Origin of the sequence: Caballeronia terrestris, from assembly GCF_001544515.1 — a bacterium.
GTDB lineage: Bacteria > Pseudomonadota > Gammaproteobacteria > Burkholderiales > Burkholderiaceae > Caballeronia > Caballeronia terrestris.
Genome location: NZ_FCOL02000004.1, coordinates 231563 through 246137, shown reverse-complemented (window position 1 = coordinate 246137; position 14575 = coordinate 231563). Strand labels below are relative to the sequence as shown.

13 protein-coding genes and 1 tRNA gene are annotated in these 14575 nt (G+C 64.0%); 4 read left to right on the top strand and 10 right to left on the bottom strand.

Annotated elements, in window-relative coordinates; all coding sequences use genetic code 11:
• Positions 1-35: 35 nt before the first annotated feature.
• From AWB67_RS05820 to AWB67_RS05810, 3 genes are all read right to left on the bottom strand, one after another.
• Complete coding sequence (locus tag AWB67_RS05820; RefSeq protein WP_087655275.1) at positions 36-473, bottom strand: GNAT family acetyltransferase; 438 nt, start codon at positions 471-473, stop codon at positions 36-38.
• The gene (locus AWB67_RS05815; protein WP_087655274.1) at positions 470-1654 is read right to left on the bottom strand and encodes an acetylornithine transaminase; all 1185 of its coding nucleotides are present in this window, start codon (positions 1652-1654) and stop codon (positions 470-472) included. Before AWB67_RS05815 ends, AWB67_RS05820 begins: the two co-directional genes overlap by 4 nt.
• A 270-nt stretch (positions 1655-1924) precedes the next feature.
• Positions 1925-2956, bottom strand: a complete 1032-nt coding sequence (locus tag AWB67_RS05810) for a CDP-6-deoxy-delta-3,4-glucoseen reductase (protein ID WP_087655273.1) — start codon at positions 2954-2956, stop codon at positions 1925-1927.
• 70 nt (positions 2957-3026) lie between these two features.
• Here AWB67_RS05810 and AWB67_RS05805 point away from each other — a divergent pair, with 70 nt between their 5' ends.
• The gene (locus AWB67_RS05805; RefSeq protein WP_087655322.1) at positions 3027-4052 is read left to right on the top strand and encodes an NAD-dependent epimerase/dehydratase family protein; all 1026 of its coding nucleotides are present in this window, start codon (positions 3027-3029) and stop codon (positions 4050-4052) included.
• On the opposite strand, the gene AWB67_RS41370 is transcribed toward AWB67_RS05805, so the two are convergent.
• The 7 genes from AWB67_RS41370 to AWB67_RS05775 all read right to left on the bottom strand — a co-directional run bounded on the left by AWB67_RS41370 (position 4049) and on the right by AWB67_RS05775 (position 11358).
• Positions 4049-4225, bottom strand: coding sequence for a hypothetical protein (locus tag AWB67_RS41370; RefSeq protein WP_200821642.1), 177 nt, complete (start codon positions 4223-4225; stop codon positions 4049-4051). The two genes, AWB67_RS05805 and AWB67_RS41370, sit on opposite strands and share 4 nt — an antisense overlap.
• Positions 4226-4402: 177 nt before the next feature.
• Entirely contained in the window at positions 4403-5110 is a 708-nt protein-coding gene (locus AWB67_RS05800; protein WP_087655321.1) for a pseudouridine synthase, read from the bottom strand.
• Positions 5111-5247: 137 nt separating this feature from the next.
• On the bottom strand, positions 5248-6324 hold the full coding sequence (locus AWB67_RS05795) for a TIGR03118 family protein (protein ID WP_087655320.1): 1077 nt from the start codon (positions 6322-6324) through the stop codon (positions 5248-5250).
• A 607-nt stretch (positions 6325-6931) separates the two neighbouring features.
• The gene (locus AWB67_RS05790; RefSeq protein WP_087655272.1) at positions 6932-8671 is read right to left on the bottom strand and encodes a hypothetical protein; all 1740 of its coding nucleotides are present in this window, start codon (positions 8669-8671) and stop codon (positions 6932-6934) included.
• A 309-nt stretch (positions 8672-8980) separates the two neighbouring features.
• A tRNA-Leu gene (locus AWB67_RS05785) sits at positions 8981-9065 on the bottom strand.
• Between the two features lie 123 nt (positions 9066-9188).
• Positions 9189-10340 (bottom strand): ABC transporter substrate-binding protein, encoded by a 1152-nt coding sequence (locus AWB67_RS05780; RefSeq protein ID WP_087655271.1) that lies wholly within the window; start codon positions 10338-10340, stop codon positions 9189-9191.
• Positions 10341-10416: 76 nt separating this feature from the next.
• On the bottom strand, positions 10417-11358 hold the full coding sequence (locus tag AWB67_RS05775) for a CysB family HTH-type transcriptional regulator (RefSeq protein WP_087655270.1): 942 nt from the start codon (positions 11356-11358) through the stop codon (positions 10417-10419).
• A gap of 213 nt (positions 11359-11571) precedes the next feature.
• Here AWB67_RS05775 and AWB67_RS05770 point away from each other — a divergent pair, with 213 nt between their 5' ends.
• Genes AWB67_RS05770 through AWB67_RS05760 form a run of 3 tightly spaced genes read left to right on the top strand, consistent with a single transcriptional unit; the run spans position 11572 to position 14538 of the window.
• Complete coding sequence (locus AWB67_RS05770; RefSeq protein WP_087655269.1) at positions 11572-13248, top strand: nitrite/sulfite reductase; 1677 nt, start codon at positions 11572-11574, stop codon at positions 13246-13248.
• Between the two features lie 28 nt (positions 13249-13276).
• Complete coding sequence (locus AWB67_RS05765) at positions 13277-13816, top strand: DUF934 domain-containing protein (RefSeq protein ID WP_087655268.1); 540 nt, start codon at positions 13277-13279, stop codon at positions 13814-13816.
• Positions 13813-14538, top strand: coding sequence for a phosphoadenylyl-sulfate reductase (locus AWB67_RS05760; protein ID WP_087655267.1), 726 nt, complete (start codon positions 13813-13815; stop codon positions 14536-14538). Before AWB67_RS05765 ends, AWB67_RS05760 begins: the two co-directional genes overlap by 4 nt.
• The last annotated feature ends 37 nt before the right edge of the window (positions 14539-14575 follow it).

Below are 14575 nucleotides of genomic sequence, written 5' to 3'. Positions count from 1 at the left end.
AAGAACCGCATGCGCTCGAAACGCATGCGGTTTTTTTACGCCGACGCCGATTGCAGCCGCTTGCCGAAGCTCACGACTTCATCGGCGTGATAGCCGAGCTTGGCGTAGAACGCCTGCACATCGGCTTTGCTGGCGAGAATCTGCAGATTCACTTTCGGACAGCCGCGCTTCGCAAGCTCGCGTTCAGCATGCTCAACGAGCGCGCGCCCGTAGCCGTTACCACGCGCGGCTTCCTCGACGGCCAGCGAATACAGCCATCCGCGATGCCCGTCGTAGCCAGCCATGATCGTGCCGATCAGGCGTCCCTCGACAACGCCCACGAAAAACAGCTCCGGCTGCGTCGCGAGCTTGTTCGCGATCGACACGCGCGGATCGCGTTGCGGCTTCGCGGGATCGGCATATTCGGGGAACACGCGTCGCCAGAGCGCAATCACCGCATCGGCGTCGCGCGCGTCGAAAACGCGGATTCTCACAGCGAATCCAGCACGGTGCGCAGCATCGCCATCATCTGGTCGATCTCGTCCTTCGTTACGTTCAGCGCGGGCATGAAGCGCAGCAGGTTCGGACGCGCCGCGTTCAGCAGCAGGCCGTCGGGCCCCATCAGACGCGCTTTCTCGACGATCTGAGCGCCGTTGTCCGAATCGAGCAGCAGCGCGCGCAAGAGGCCCTCGCCGCGCTCACCCTTGAAGCCGCGTTCTTCCGAAAGCTGAAGCAGGTGCGACTTCAGATACTCGCCGCGCTCGCGCACGCCTTCGAGAAAACCGGGCGCCGTCATTTGCGAGATCACCGAATAGCCGACCGCCGTCATCAGCGGATTGCCGTTGTAGGTGCCGCCCTGGTCGCCCGGCTCGAAGCACGCTATTTCGGCCTTCGCCAGCAGCGCCGCCAGCGGCACGCCGCCGCCGATGCCCTTGCCGAGCGTCATGATGTCCGGCTCGACGCCCGAGAGCTCGTACGCGAACAGCGTCCCCGCGCGGCCACAGCCGCTTTGCACTTCATCGACGATCAAAAGCAGGTTGTGCTTTTTCGTCAACGCGCGCAGTTGCTGCATGAATTCGCGCGTCGCGGGGATCACGCCGCCTTCGCCCTGAATCGGCTCGAGCATCACGCCGACGGTCTTATCGGTGATCAGCCGTTCGACCGACGCGATGTCGTTCAGCTCGGCCTTCGGGAAGCCCGGCACTTGCGGCGCGTAGATCGTGTCCCAGCCGGCCTTGCCGCTCGCGGACATCGTCGCGAGCGTGCGGCCGTGGAAGCTGTGATCGAACGTGATGATCTCGTAAGCGCCGCCCTTGAACTTCTTGCCCCACTTGCGTGAGAGTTTGATCGCGCCTTCGTTCGCCTCGGCGCCGCTGTTCGCGAAGAACACCTTGTCGAAGACGCTGTGCTGCGTGAGCAAACCGGCGAGCTGCGCCATCGGCGCGTTGTAAAACGCGGGCGACGGGTTGATGAGCGTGCGCGCCTGCCTGTCCATCGCCTCGATCATGCCGTCGTTGCAGTGGCCGAGCGAGTTCACGGCCCAGCCCTGGATGAAGTCCAGATAGCGCTTGCCGGTGTTGTCGTAGAGCCATGAGCCCTTGCCGTGCGTGAACACGATTTCAGGGCGGTTCGTGATGAACATCAGCGATTCGACGGGGTACTCATTGAAATTCATGACAGCGGGCTCCACGAAAGCGACAAGGATGGTTGAAAAAACGGCGTCGGAAAAAACAAAAGCCACGGGGTCCCGTGGCTTCTTTTCGTGCGCATCGAACAGAACATGAGCGCGAATCCGTGACGAGCCAGCGGCATCCCTAGGGAAGCGGCGAGCGGCGACGTCGGAGGCTGGTCTGGATTTCGATGATCATTCGCGAAGGATACGATACGACGTTTGTGCGTGTAAACCTTAACGCGCGGATTTTCTGTCCGCGCGTTTCTACTGCGATCAGACCGGATGCGCGAGATCGGCGGCGCTCGTGAAGGAATCCGCGTAGAACTCTTCCTCCGGCAGCCGATGATGACTCGTGAAATCGCGCTGCGCCGATTCGACCATCACCGGCGCGCCGCACGCGTACACCTGGTACGCGCTCAAGTCCGGCAGATCCTCGATGACAGCCCGATGAACGAAGCCCGTGCGGCCGGTCCAGGCATCGGTGGCGTCGGGTTCGGAGAGGACCGGCACGAACTTGAAGTTCGGCACGTCCTTCGCCCATTGCTCGGCGAGATCCATCATGTAGAGGTCCTGCTTGCGACGGCCACCCCAGTAGAGCGTCATCTGGCGGTTCAGGTTTTTGAACACCGCGTGCTCGATGATCGCCTTGATCGGCGCGAAACCCGTGCCGGACGCGAGCAGCACGATCGGCTTCTCGGAGTCGTCGCGCAGGAAGAACGTGCCGAGCGGGCCCTCGAAGCGCAGGATGTCGCGCTCTTTCATCGCGCCGAAGACGTGGTCGGTGAACGTGCCGCCGGGCATGTGACGGATGTGCAACTCGAGCGGGCCTTCGTGATGCGGCGGGCTCGCCATCGAATAGCTGCGACGCTTGCCGTCCTTCAGGATGAACTCGATGTACTGGCCGGCGAGGTATTGCAGCCGCTCGTTGGCGGGCAACTGCAGCTTCAGCTCGACGACGTCGGCGGCCTTGCGTTCGAGCGCGTTGACGCGGCAGGGCAGCTTCTTCACCTGCACGTCGCCGACGCCCGCGACTTCGCGCACGTCGATTTCGAGATCGGTTTGCGCGGTCGCGCAGCAGAAAAGCGCCATGCCGCGCGTCTTTTCATCGTTCGACAACGCCGACGACGAGTGCGGCGCCTGTTCGACCTCGCCGCTCACGATGGTGCCCTTGCACGAACCGCACGCGCCGTTCTTGCAGCCGTACGGCAGGCCGATGCCCTGGCGGAGGGCGGCGATAAGCACCGCTTCGTCGGGTTCCACTTGAAACTGCCGGCCGCTTTGCCGGAGCGTTACGTTGAAAGCCATAGATCGTTATGAGTTGGGGTGTTCAATCCTGCTTCATGACAGGCGGCATGCCGCGGCTACAATGCACGACATGATTGCCACTCGAATCCTGCGCCGCGCGCGCGTGTTGGTCGTCGGCTGCGGCGATGTCGGGCTGCGCGCCGTGCCGCTCTTCAAGGCGCGCGCCGCGGCGCCCCGCGTGATCGCGCTCACGAGCCATCGCGAACGTGTTGCCGAACTGCGCGCGGCGGGCACGACGCCGATATGCGGCGATCTCGACGACCGCGCCAGCCTCGCGCGCCTCGCCGGATTATCGACGACCGTGCTGCATCTCGCACCGCCACAGAAGGATGGCGACACCGACCGCCGCACGCAGGCGCTGATCGCTGCATTGTCCGCGCGAAAGCGCAGCGTTGCGCGCGGTGCGGCGAGTGCAACAGCGCCGTTTCGCGCATGGCGCGCGTGGTTTCACGCGAATGCGATGCAGCCGCCAAACGCCCGCAAAACGCCATCCATTGTACCCGACGCACCTTTTCCGACCACGCGTATCCGCCTCGTCTACGCGAGCACGACGGGTGTCTACGGGGACTGCGGCGGCGCGCTCATCGACGAAACGCGGCCCGTACATCCCGAGAACGCGCGCGCGAAGCGGCGGGTTTGCGCCGAGGCGCACCTGCGGCGTGCGGCCGTGCGCGGCGGGTGGCGCATATCGATCGTGCGGATTCCGGGAATCTATGCGGGCAACCGCTTGCCGCTTGCGCGCATCGAAAGGGGCATGCCGGCGCTCGTCGCCGAGGAAGACGTGTTCACGAACCACATTCACGCCGACGATCTCGCCGCCATCCTCGTGCGTGCGCTTTCTCGCGGGAAGCCGCAGCGCGCGCTCAACGCTTCGGATGATACTGATCTGCCGATGGGAGAGTACTTCGACCGCGTCGCCGACGCGAAAGGCATGCCGCGCGTGCCGCGCATCACGCGGGAGGAAGCGGAGGCGCGTCTGGAGCCGATTACGCTCTCGTTCATGCGGGAATCGCGGCGCCTGACCAATACGCGGCTCAAGCGCGAACTCGGTTATGAATTGCGCTATCCCACCGTCGACGATTTCCTGCGCCGCTAGATCAGCGCCGGAATCGTTTCGAGCAGCACGAAGCAGAGCAAAGCGCCGATCAGCGCGCCGATCAGATTCGGTTCGTACTTGTGACGCCTGTGCATCGTGAAAGCCAACGCCCCGATCAATACCGCACTCAGCGCGACGAACGCCACGAGCGCGACGGTCAAATGGGAGACCATGATGCCCTCCTGCTTTTTTGATAGTTCGTTTTTCAGTACCCGTGATTCGAGTATAAGTGTGACCTTTCAATAAGGCATGCTGCGCTGCAACGCTTGGCGGTAGGTGCTTTCACCGATTTGCATGATCGTTCTATTCAGTCGTGGCACGAACCGTCTGGTTACGCACCAAAAGCAACACTATTCCCGCCGCAGCGCCGCGAGTTCCGCCTCGTCGAGCCAGCACCACTGGCCTTCGGTGAGCGTCGCGGGCAGCTCGAATCCGCCAATGCGCTCGCGATGCAGCTTCTCCACCCTATTCCCCGCTGCCGCGACCATCCGCTTCACCTGGTGGTATTTGCCTTCGAGCACGGTCAGTTCCAGCAGACGCTCGTCGCGCTGATGCGCCGCGAGCGCCGCGCTCGGTTTCGATTCGCCGTGCAGCAACACGCCGTCGCGCAGGGCGGCGAGTTGCGCGTCGTCGATCGGATGACGCGTCGTCGCGAGATAGACCTTCGGCACCTTCCTCTTCGGCGACGTGAACGCGTGGACGAACGCGCCGTCATCGGACAGGAGCAGAAGGCCGGTCGTGTCCTGATCTAGCCGGCCGACGCACTGCACACCGCGCGTCGTCAATTGGGGCGGCAGCAGGTGAAACACGCTTAAATGATGCTGCGGATCGCGCGAGCACTCGTAGCCCGCGGGCTTGTTCAGCGCCAGATACGCCTTTTCGCGATACCGCCAGCTCTCGCCATCGACTTCGAAATCGAGCGGTGAAAGCAGCGGGAAACCGGCGGCCGGATCGGTGAGGATTTCGCCGCCGATCCGCACGCGTCCGGCGGCGATGATCGCGCGGCACTGGCGGCGCGAGCCGAAGCCTTGAGAAAAGAGAATGCGTTCGAGATCCATCGGAATCGCCGGAAGTGAGGCGCGCATTTTAACAATGCGTCGTTCCGGCGAAGAAACGCGCCGCCCGGCCATGCGGGCGGCGTGCCACACGGCGATGCGCTCCGGCTACTCGGACCGCGCGCCCAGGCAAAGCGGCGTCACTGCATGTCGATGCGCCCGTACACGCCGTCCTTTTCGTCGTTCGGACCGGCGGCGAAGAAGAGCGTGTTCGACGGCTGCGCGTTGAGGTCGTTGCCGAACGCGATGCCCCACAGTCCGGGCTGCACGAATGCCGCGCCGCTCGAATTCTGCAGCGTGCCGGCGAACTGGCCGCTCGACGGATCGAACGCGTTGATCGTGCCGTCGCCGAAATTGCCGACGAGGATGTCGTTGGAAAGCGTGCCGAAGTTGCCCGGCGCCTGCGTGACGCCCCACGGCGCATTGAGCTGCGTCGCGTGTTCGAGGCGCATCAGCAGGTTGCCGCTCGTATCGAAGACGTCGACGAAGCCGAGGCCGGGGCCCGCGACGTCGTCGTGGGCGTCGCTGTCCTGTTGCGCATACGTCACGTAGAGCTTCGGGCCGATCGCCTGGATGCCGAACGGCGCGAAGTTCGCCGGTATCTGCGGGTCTTGGAAGGCGTTCGGAAGCGCGATCTTGTTGAACGCGTTGTCGAAGACGTCGATGCGGCGGTTGTGGAAGTCAGTCGCGTAGAGGCGGGCGGCGCCGTTCGCGCTGCCGATCGCAAGACCTTTGTAGACGGCGCCGGACGCGCTGGAATCGGAGACCGTGATCGCGTGGGTCAGATCGACGCTCGGCGACCACGCCGTGATCGAGCCGCCTTCGCCCGCGAAGATGAACGCCGCAGCGCCTGATTTGCCCCCTTGCGAGGCGATGAAATCCGTCGTGCTGCCGTTGAAGACGATGCCGGTCGGGCTGGCGGGGCCGGATGCCGTCGCCGGGATGCTCACCACGAGCGACTGCACGACGCCGTTGCCGTCGTAGAGCGTGGCCGTCTGCGTGGCGTTGTTGGCGACCCACACGAAGCCCTTCGGGTTGAACGCGACGCCCCAGGCGTTTTTGAGATTCGCGTCGGTGTGCGACGCGGCGACGGCGCCGTCGGAGACGAGGATCGTCGATTTGAATTGCGTGGCCATCGGATGGTCCGAGCCGCCGCACGAGGCGAGGCTCAATGCGGTTAGTGCGGTCAACACGACGGCAAAGGCAATTCCGCGCATCGCTCCTGATTTCATGATGACGACCTCCGGCGCATGCGCGCCCACAGTGGTTACGTCATCTCTAAACGTTTGCGCGTGGGATGTTATTCCGGGGGGAAGGTGGTTGAAAGGAAAGATGGGGCGGTGGTGTGCGAGGGGTGCGAAGATGGCTTCGATGCGCTTGGTGGCCACAATCCTTTCCGCGACCCAGCGGCCGCGCACGTTTGCGCACTGCTGGAGCGATCAGCTTGGGCGCCACCGCACGGAGCGCGGCGACGCTCGACGTGTGCGGACTGCCTGGTCTGGGTGTAGTCGGCTCCTTGGATGCGCGCCACTTGTTTTACGCGTGGCGCGAGGATGCATGACGCAAGCGGTGTCCGGCGGCTAGCGATCGCTCCGATGTGCTCGACGGCCACGCGCGGCCGGCGCGCTCAATGAGCGTCGCCGCGATCTTTCGAGACCGTCGGCACGCCCTTGTTGAACAACTGTGCTTGGGCTGCCTTCGGGACGTCGGCCTCCGCGGCGCACTCGATGCGCTAACGCGGAGTGCGAGGAAAAATGACGCGGCTGGTGTGTGACGGCCGCGCGGATCGATCCAATGCGCTCGACGGCTACGCGCGCGACGCGCTCAGTGCGCGTCGCCGCGACCTTTCGATACCGTCGGGACGCCCCAGCCGAACAGCGTGATCTTGGGCTGCTTTTGCTGGGCATCGTCGCCTTGCGGGCGTTCGATGGCCTTCGGCGGGGAACCCGCTGCGACGTACGTCTTCGGCGGCGGCGCGGCCGGATTCGTCTTCGGCCATGTGGACGCGTGCAGCAGGAGCGCCAGTGCTTGAGGATTGCGTGCGTCGATGGCAAGCGCGCGGTTCGCGTTCCGGACTACACACGTCGATGCCTTCGACGCCGCGCACGTCCGCGCACGCTGCAAGGCGGCATCGCGTTGGCCTTCGAGACGCGTCAGGCGATCGGCGAGGCGCTGGATTTCCGCGCTGTCTTGCTGGCTCGCGGGGACGGTCTGGAGCTGCCGGCGGGCGCTCGCGAGATCGCGGGACGCGAGCGAGCGGCGGATGTCGGAGGCCGTGCGGGTTGGGGCGGCGTGGCGCTGGGTGCTGGCGACGGTACGTGGTGGGGCGGCGGGGCTCGCCGCGAGTGCAGACTGCTGAACGACGTCCGCCGAGGCTGTGCGCGCTGGGGCGGTGGGGCTTGCCGTGGGAGCGGGCTGCTGCACGGTGTCCGCAGAAGCGGTGCGAGCCGGAGCGACCGGGCTTGCCGGGGTGGCAGGCTGCTCCGCGGTGTCTGCAGAAGTGGTGCGAGCCGGTGCGGTCGGGCTTGCCGGGGTGGCGGTCTGCTGCGCGGTGTCTGCAGAAGCGGTGCGCGCCGGAGCGCTCAGGCTGGTTGAGGCCGCAGACTGCACGGTGTCCGCGAAATCTGTGCGCGCCGAAGAGGTGGGACTTGCCCGACTAACGGACTGCTGCACGGCGTCCGCGGAAGCAATGCGAGCGGGGGCGGTCGGGCTCGCCGCGGTACCGGACTGCTGCACCGCGTCTGCTGACGCCGTGCGCGCTGAAGTAGGGTTGACCGGGGTGGCAGGCTGCTGCGCGGTTTCCGCGGAAGCGATGCGAGCGGGCGCGCCGGGGCTTGCCGATGTAGTGGACTGCCGCGCAATGTCCACGGAGGCGGTGCGAGCCGGTGAGGTCGGGTTTGTCGGTGCAGCGGATGCGGTGCGCGCCGAAGCCGCGCTCGACGGCGTAGCTTTGGCAGCGGCCGACGGCGAATTCATCGCGACCGTCGTCGACGGTTGCGCCTGAACCACCGCACTACGGGACGCCTGCGCGTTCGCCTCGCTCGCCGCGACTTGACCCGCCGCAGCCGTGCCAGCCGATTTCGCCGCGGGCAACGAACCGACAAGCGTTCCCGGCGGCGTCCCGCGCCCGTCAGCGACCGCGTCAGGCGCTTGCCCCGCCGGTGCAATCGATCCGCCCGCACTTTGCGCCGCGGTCAAAGCAGGCGCTTGCGTTGGCGCACGCACATTGGAATGCAGCATCAACCCGACGCCCAGCCCCACCACGACGACGCCGCCCATCGCGATCATCCGCACAGTCACGCGCCGCCGCTCGACGACAGGCTCGGGCGCGCCTTGCTCCTGCTCACGCAGGCTCGGATACACGAGGCTGCTTTTGCGCACCCGCGTAACCAGCCAGCCGGCGCGCGGCAGTTCCTCGATGAGTGTCTGACGATCGGACGTGAAGATCGCGCCTTCGCGATCGGCGCCGCAGAAAGGACAGGTATCGTCCTCGCTTCTCGACGTTGCGCCGCATCGCGCGCAGATCACGGAATCGAGCTGCAGAGAGTATTTGGAGCGAATCATGCCGTACCCGGTGGAGTGCGGCCCGGACGAACGGCGTCCGAGCGCAACGATTCTCGCCGGAGAATAACTCAGTAAGCCGAACAATCGGCGTATTGAGCAGCAAAAAAGTCAACAAAAGGCTCGTTGCGCGGCCCATTGTCGTTATTTCGCGATGCGATGTCAGCGATCGCATTCGTAGCGGCGAGTGCAATGATTCTGGCAGCGAAACATTCTTAAGACCAGTGCCGGAAAAGCGTGGATTCGTCTGAGGGAAAAGCTAAAAGCGGGAGGGGATTTTTACAGCGTGCGTCTGGAACGACGCGAGAGAGTTGGTGCCCAGGGCCGGAATCGAACCGGCACGCCTTGCGGCGGGGGATTTTGAGTCCCCTGCGTCTACCAATTTCACCACCTGGGCAACCGCAGATACTGACTTGCGAGACCGGCGCACCGTTGAAAGGCACGACAGCCAGCAAGTCAGCGATTATGTCGGAAATTCGGGACGGAGGCAAGGGCGCCGCAGTCCCGCAGTGCACCGCGCTTACTGGCTCAGATACGTGAATTGCCCGTTCTTGATGACGCCCATCACGCTCGCGCGCTGATCCAGTCCGACGTGATCGGTCGCGCTCGTGTTGACCACGCCGTTCGGTACGACCAGCTCCTGCGCGTGCTCCAGCTCCGAGCGCAGCGCGACGCGAAACGCCTTCGTCCCCGGCTGGCCGGCCTTGAGCGCACGCGCGACGGCGTCCGTGAGACGCGGGTAGACGCCCGCCGCATCGCCCGCGAACTGCGTCACGGTGCCCGGCCCGTATTTCGCCTCGTACGCATTCACGAACGCAAGCGCGGCCTTCTTCGAAGGATGATCGGCGGGCAGCGTCCGCGCGACGACCACCGGCTGCGTCGGGAACAGCGTCCCTTCGACGTCCTTGCCCCCCAGCTTGATGAACTCCGGCGTCGCGATGCCGTGCGTCTGGTAGATCGCGCCCTTGTACCCGCGCTCGACGAGCGTCCGCTGCGGCAGCACGGTCGGCGTTCCGGCGCCGGCGATCAGCACCGCGTCCGGCTTCGCGGCCATCAGCTTGAGAATCTGGCCGGTGACGCTCGCATCGGTGCGGTTGAAGCGTTCCGCCGCGACTATCTTGATATGCCGCAAGTCGGCGAATTTCGAGAATTCGTTGAACCAGCTATCGCCGTAGCTATCGGCGAAACCGATGAAACCCACCGTCTTCACGCCGTGATTCGCCATGTAGCGCGTCATGACGTCAGCCATCGCGCGGTCGGTCTGCGCCATCTTGAACGCCCACACCTTCTTGCCTTCCTGCGGCTCCACGACCGACGCCGAGCCGATCAGCGTGATCATCGGCGTCTCGTATTCGGCGACCGGATCGAGCGCCGCGAGCGCCGCCGGCGTGATGTTCGGCCCGACGATCACGTCTGCCTTGTCCTCGGTGATCAGCTTGCGGACGTTGCGCACGGCGGCGCCGGGGTCGGAGCCATCGTCGAGGATCAGGTATTCGGCGTCGAGTCCGGCGATGGTTTTCGGCCACATCAGCATCGCGTTCTTGCTCGTGATGCCGATGGCGGCGGCCGGCCCTGTGCTCGACAGATCGATGCCGACCTTCAACTGGGCCTGCGCCGCCGCGCTGGCAATGGCTAAAGCGCTCAAAACGGCAAATTGGCAAAACAACTTCATTGGCTGGTCTCCGTGGCGGAAGGGTTGAATTCGTTATTTTTACCGGCCAAAACCGGCGGCGTCCGTCGAAACAGGCTCACAACTCGTAGCTTTCGTGTTCCCCGGAAAGCGCCTGCTCGATCAGCTTGCGGTTCATCGACGGCGAAAGCAGTTCGACGAGCGTATACACGTAACTGCGCAGATACGCGCCCTGCTTGAGCGCGAGCCGTGTCACGTTGGTCCCGAACAGATGGCCGACGGGCATCGCGCGCAAATGCTTGTCGCGCTCGGGATTGAACGCGATATCGGCCATGATCCCGACGCCCAGCCCCAGTTCGACGTACGTCTTGATGACGTCGGCGTCGATCGCTTCGAGCACGATATCCGGGGCCAGGTTGCGCAGCGCGAACGCCTGATTGATCTTCGAGCGACCGGCGAAAGCAGCGTCGTAGGTGATGAGCGGGTACTGGACGATATCGTCGAGCGTGAGGAGCTTGCGTTCGAGCAGCGGATGATCCGGCAGCATCACGGCGAGGTGCTGCCACTGGAAGCACGGCAGCGAGACGAGTTCCTTATAGTTGGCGATCGCTTCCGTGGCGATGGCGATGTCCGCCTGATCGTGGATCACCATTTCGGCGACCTGCGTCGGGCTGCCCTGAAGAATCGACAGATGCACCTTCGGATAGCGCTTCTTGAATTCCGCGATGGCGGCCGGCAGCGAGTAGCGCGCCTGCGTGTGCGTGGCGGCGATCACGAGCCGGCCCTGATCCTGCGCCGCGTAATCCTTACCGACACGCTTCAGCGTCTCCACTTCCTGCAGTATTTTTTCCACCGAGGCGAGAATGATCCGCCCCGGCTCGGTGAGCGAGCGCACGCGCTTGCCGTGGCGTGTGAAGATTTCGACGCCCAGCTCATCCTCCAGCTCGATGATTGCCTTGGAAACGCCCGGCTGCGACGTAAACAGCGCCTTCGCCGCCTCGGTGAGGTTGAAGTTCTGGCGCACGGCCTCGCGGACGAAGCGGAACTGATGCAGGTTCATATATAACCCAGTCGCATATCAAAGTAATTTTTCAGTCGTTTGCTATATAAAGAAAGTTTATTACGATTTGTCCAATTTTTCCAATTTCCATATCTGTATTTGTCATTAGCAAATGAGCGTTTCGTCTGAACGACGCTCCCCGCTTTCGACTCAATGGGAATCGAGGTGCGGCGTGTGCACGCGTCGCGCGAGACAAAAACTTGGGGTCCCCGAATGTACCAATACGATCAGATCGACCAGACCATCGTCGACGAACGCGTCGCTCAATACAGCGACCAGGTCCGCCGCCGGCTGTCGGGCGAGTTGAGCGAAGAGGAATTTCGTCCGCTGCGCCTGCAGAACGGTCTCTACATGCAGCGTCACGCGTACATGCATCGCATCGCGATTCCGTACGGCAACCTGCGCAGCGACCAGATGCGCGTCCTGGCGACGATCGCGCGCGAGCACGACCGCGGCTACGGTCACTTCTCGACGCGCACGAACATCCAGTTCAACTGGATCGAGCTCGAGGAAACGCCGGAGATCCTGAGAAAGCTCGCAGCGGTGCAGATGCACGGCATTCAGACCTCGGGCAATTGCATCCGCAACATCACCGCCGATCAGTTCGCGGGCGTCGCGCCCGACGAAATCGTCGATCCGCGTCCGTGGGCCGAAGTGCTGCGCCAATGGTCGACGTTCCACCCCGAATTCGCGTGGCTGCCGCGCAAGTTCAAGATCGCCGTGTGCGGCTCGCTCGAAGACCGCGCGGCCACGCAAGTGCACGATCTCGGCGTCTATCTGAAGAAGGACGCGAACGGTGAAGTCGTCGCGAACGTTCTCGCGGGCGGCGGGCTCGGTCGTACGCCGATCGTCGGTGCGGTGATCAAGGAAGACCTGCCGTGGCAGCATTTGCTGACCTACTGCGAAGCCGTGCTGCGTGTGTACAACCGCTACGGCCGCCGCGACAACATGTACAAGGCGCGCATCAAGATCCTCGTGAAGGCGCTCTCGCCGGAGAAGTTCGCGAAGCAGGTCGAGGAAGAATGGCTGCACCTGAAGGACGGCCCGTCGACGCTCACGCAGGAAGAAATCGACCGCGTCTCGAAATACTTCGTGCCGCCCGCCTACGACAAGCTGCCGGATACCGACGCCTCTTATGAGAAGCATCTGATCGACAGCAAGCCGTTCGCGCGCTGGGTCGAGCGCAACGTGCGTCCGCACAAGGTGTCGGGCTACGCATCCGTGACGCTCTCGCTCAAGCCGTCGAACATCGCCCCCGGCGACGCCACCGACAAGCAGATGGACGACGTCGCCGATCTCGCCGACGAATTCTCCTTCGGCGAAATCCGCGTGTCGCATGAGCAGAACCTGATCCTCGCGAATGTGAAGAAGCGCGACCTTTACGCCGTGTGGGAACGCGCGAAGGCGGTTGGTTTCGCGACGTCGAACATCGGCTTGCTGACCGACATCATCGCGTGCCCGGGCGGCGATTTCTGCTCGCTCGCGAACGCGAAGTCGATCCCGATCGCGCTCGCCATTCAGGCGCGCTTCAACGATCTCGATTTCGTGCACGACCTCGGCGACCTGACGCTCAACATCTCCGGCTGCATCAACGCGTGCGGACATCACCACATCGGCAACATCGGCGTGCTGGGTGTCGATAAGGACGGCTCCGAGTGGTATCAGGTGACCCTCGGCGGCGAGCAAAGTTCGGGCGCGACCGGCGCGCATCTGGGCAAGGTGATTGGCCCGTCGTTCTCGGCGGAAGAAATGCCCGATGTCGTGGCGCAAGTGATCGACACGTTCGTTGAGAACCGCATGGAAGGCGAGCACTTCATCGAGACGTTCAACCGCATCGGCATGGCGCCGTTCAAGGATCGCGTGTACGCGTCGCGCCAGGCGCACGCTTGATCACACGACCCAATCGAGGAAATTGCAGATGGCTTTGATTATCAAGAACCGCGCCGTGGTCAATGACGGCTGGTCCGTCGTGCGTGCCGCCGAAGACGGCGCACTGCCCGCAGTCGATGCGTTGCCCGCCGGCAAGGTGATCGTGCCCTTTTCGTTGTGGAAAGAGCAGAAGGACGCTGTGATCGCATCGCGTTCGAAAGACGAACTCGGCGTGTGGCTCGCCCCTGACGATGAACCTGCGGACGTCGTCGCGGATTTCGACAAGATCGCGCTGATCGCCGTCGACTTCCCGGTGTTCCGCGATGGCCGCGGCTTCTCCATCGGCCGCTTGCTGCGCGAGCGCTATCAGTGGACGGGCGAACTGCGCGCGATCGGCGACGTGCTGCGCGATCAGTTGCTGTTCCACGCGCGCTGCGGCTTCGACGCCTTCGCCGTGCGCGAAGACAAGGACATCAACGACGCGCTGAAAGCCTTCGACGAATTCACCGAACGCTATCAGGGCGCGACCGACAATCTTGAACCCCTGTTCCGTCGCCGCGCCGCACTCGCTGCGGGAGCCGCTCGATGACACCTGAACTGCAAGCCAAGGTTGAACGCCTCGACGCGCTGCTCGATTCGATCGCGCAACGCCACGAGAGCGTCAAGCTAGCCAGCAGCCTCGCCGCCGAAGACATGCTGCTCACGCATGCCATTCTTTCGCGCGGCGTGAAAATTGGCATCTTCTCGCTGAACACGGGGCGCCTGCACGCTGAGACGATCGGCATGTACGACCGCGTGAAGGAACGCTACGGCTTCGACATCGAGCAGTTTCATCCGCAGCCGGAAGCGGTCGAAGCCTATGTGCGCGATCACGGTTTGAACGCGTTCTACGAAAGCGTCGATCTGCGCAAGGACTGCTGCGGGATTCGCAAGGTCGAGCCGCTCAACCGCGCGTTGAAGGACGTGAGCGCATGGGTGACCGGCCAGCGCCGCGAGCAGTCGGTGACGCGCGTCGAGCTGCACGAAGAAGAACACGACGCGCCGCGCAATATCGCGAAGTTCAATCCGCTCGCGGACTGGACCGAAGCAGAAGTGTGGGATTACCTGAAAGCCTTCGACGTCCCCGTGAATCCGCTGCATGCGCGCGGTTATCCGAGCATCGGCTGCGAACCGTGCACGCGCGCGATTCGTCCCGGCGAGGACAGCCGCGCCGGACGCTGGTGGTGGGAATCGCGCGATACGAAGGAATGCGGCCTGCACATCACGAACATCAAGATCGTCGCCGAGGCAGCACCCAGCTCGGCGATCTGACGACAAGGCGCGCGAACGACGCGCCGTCGCAAGCAAG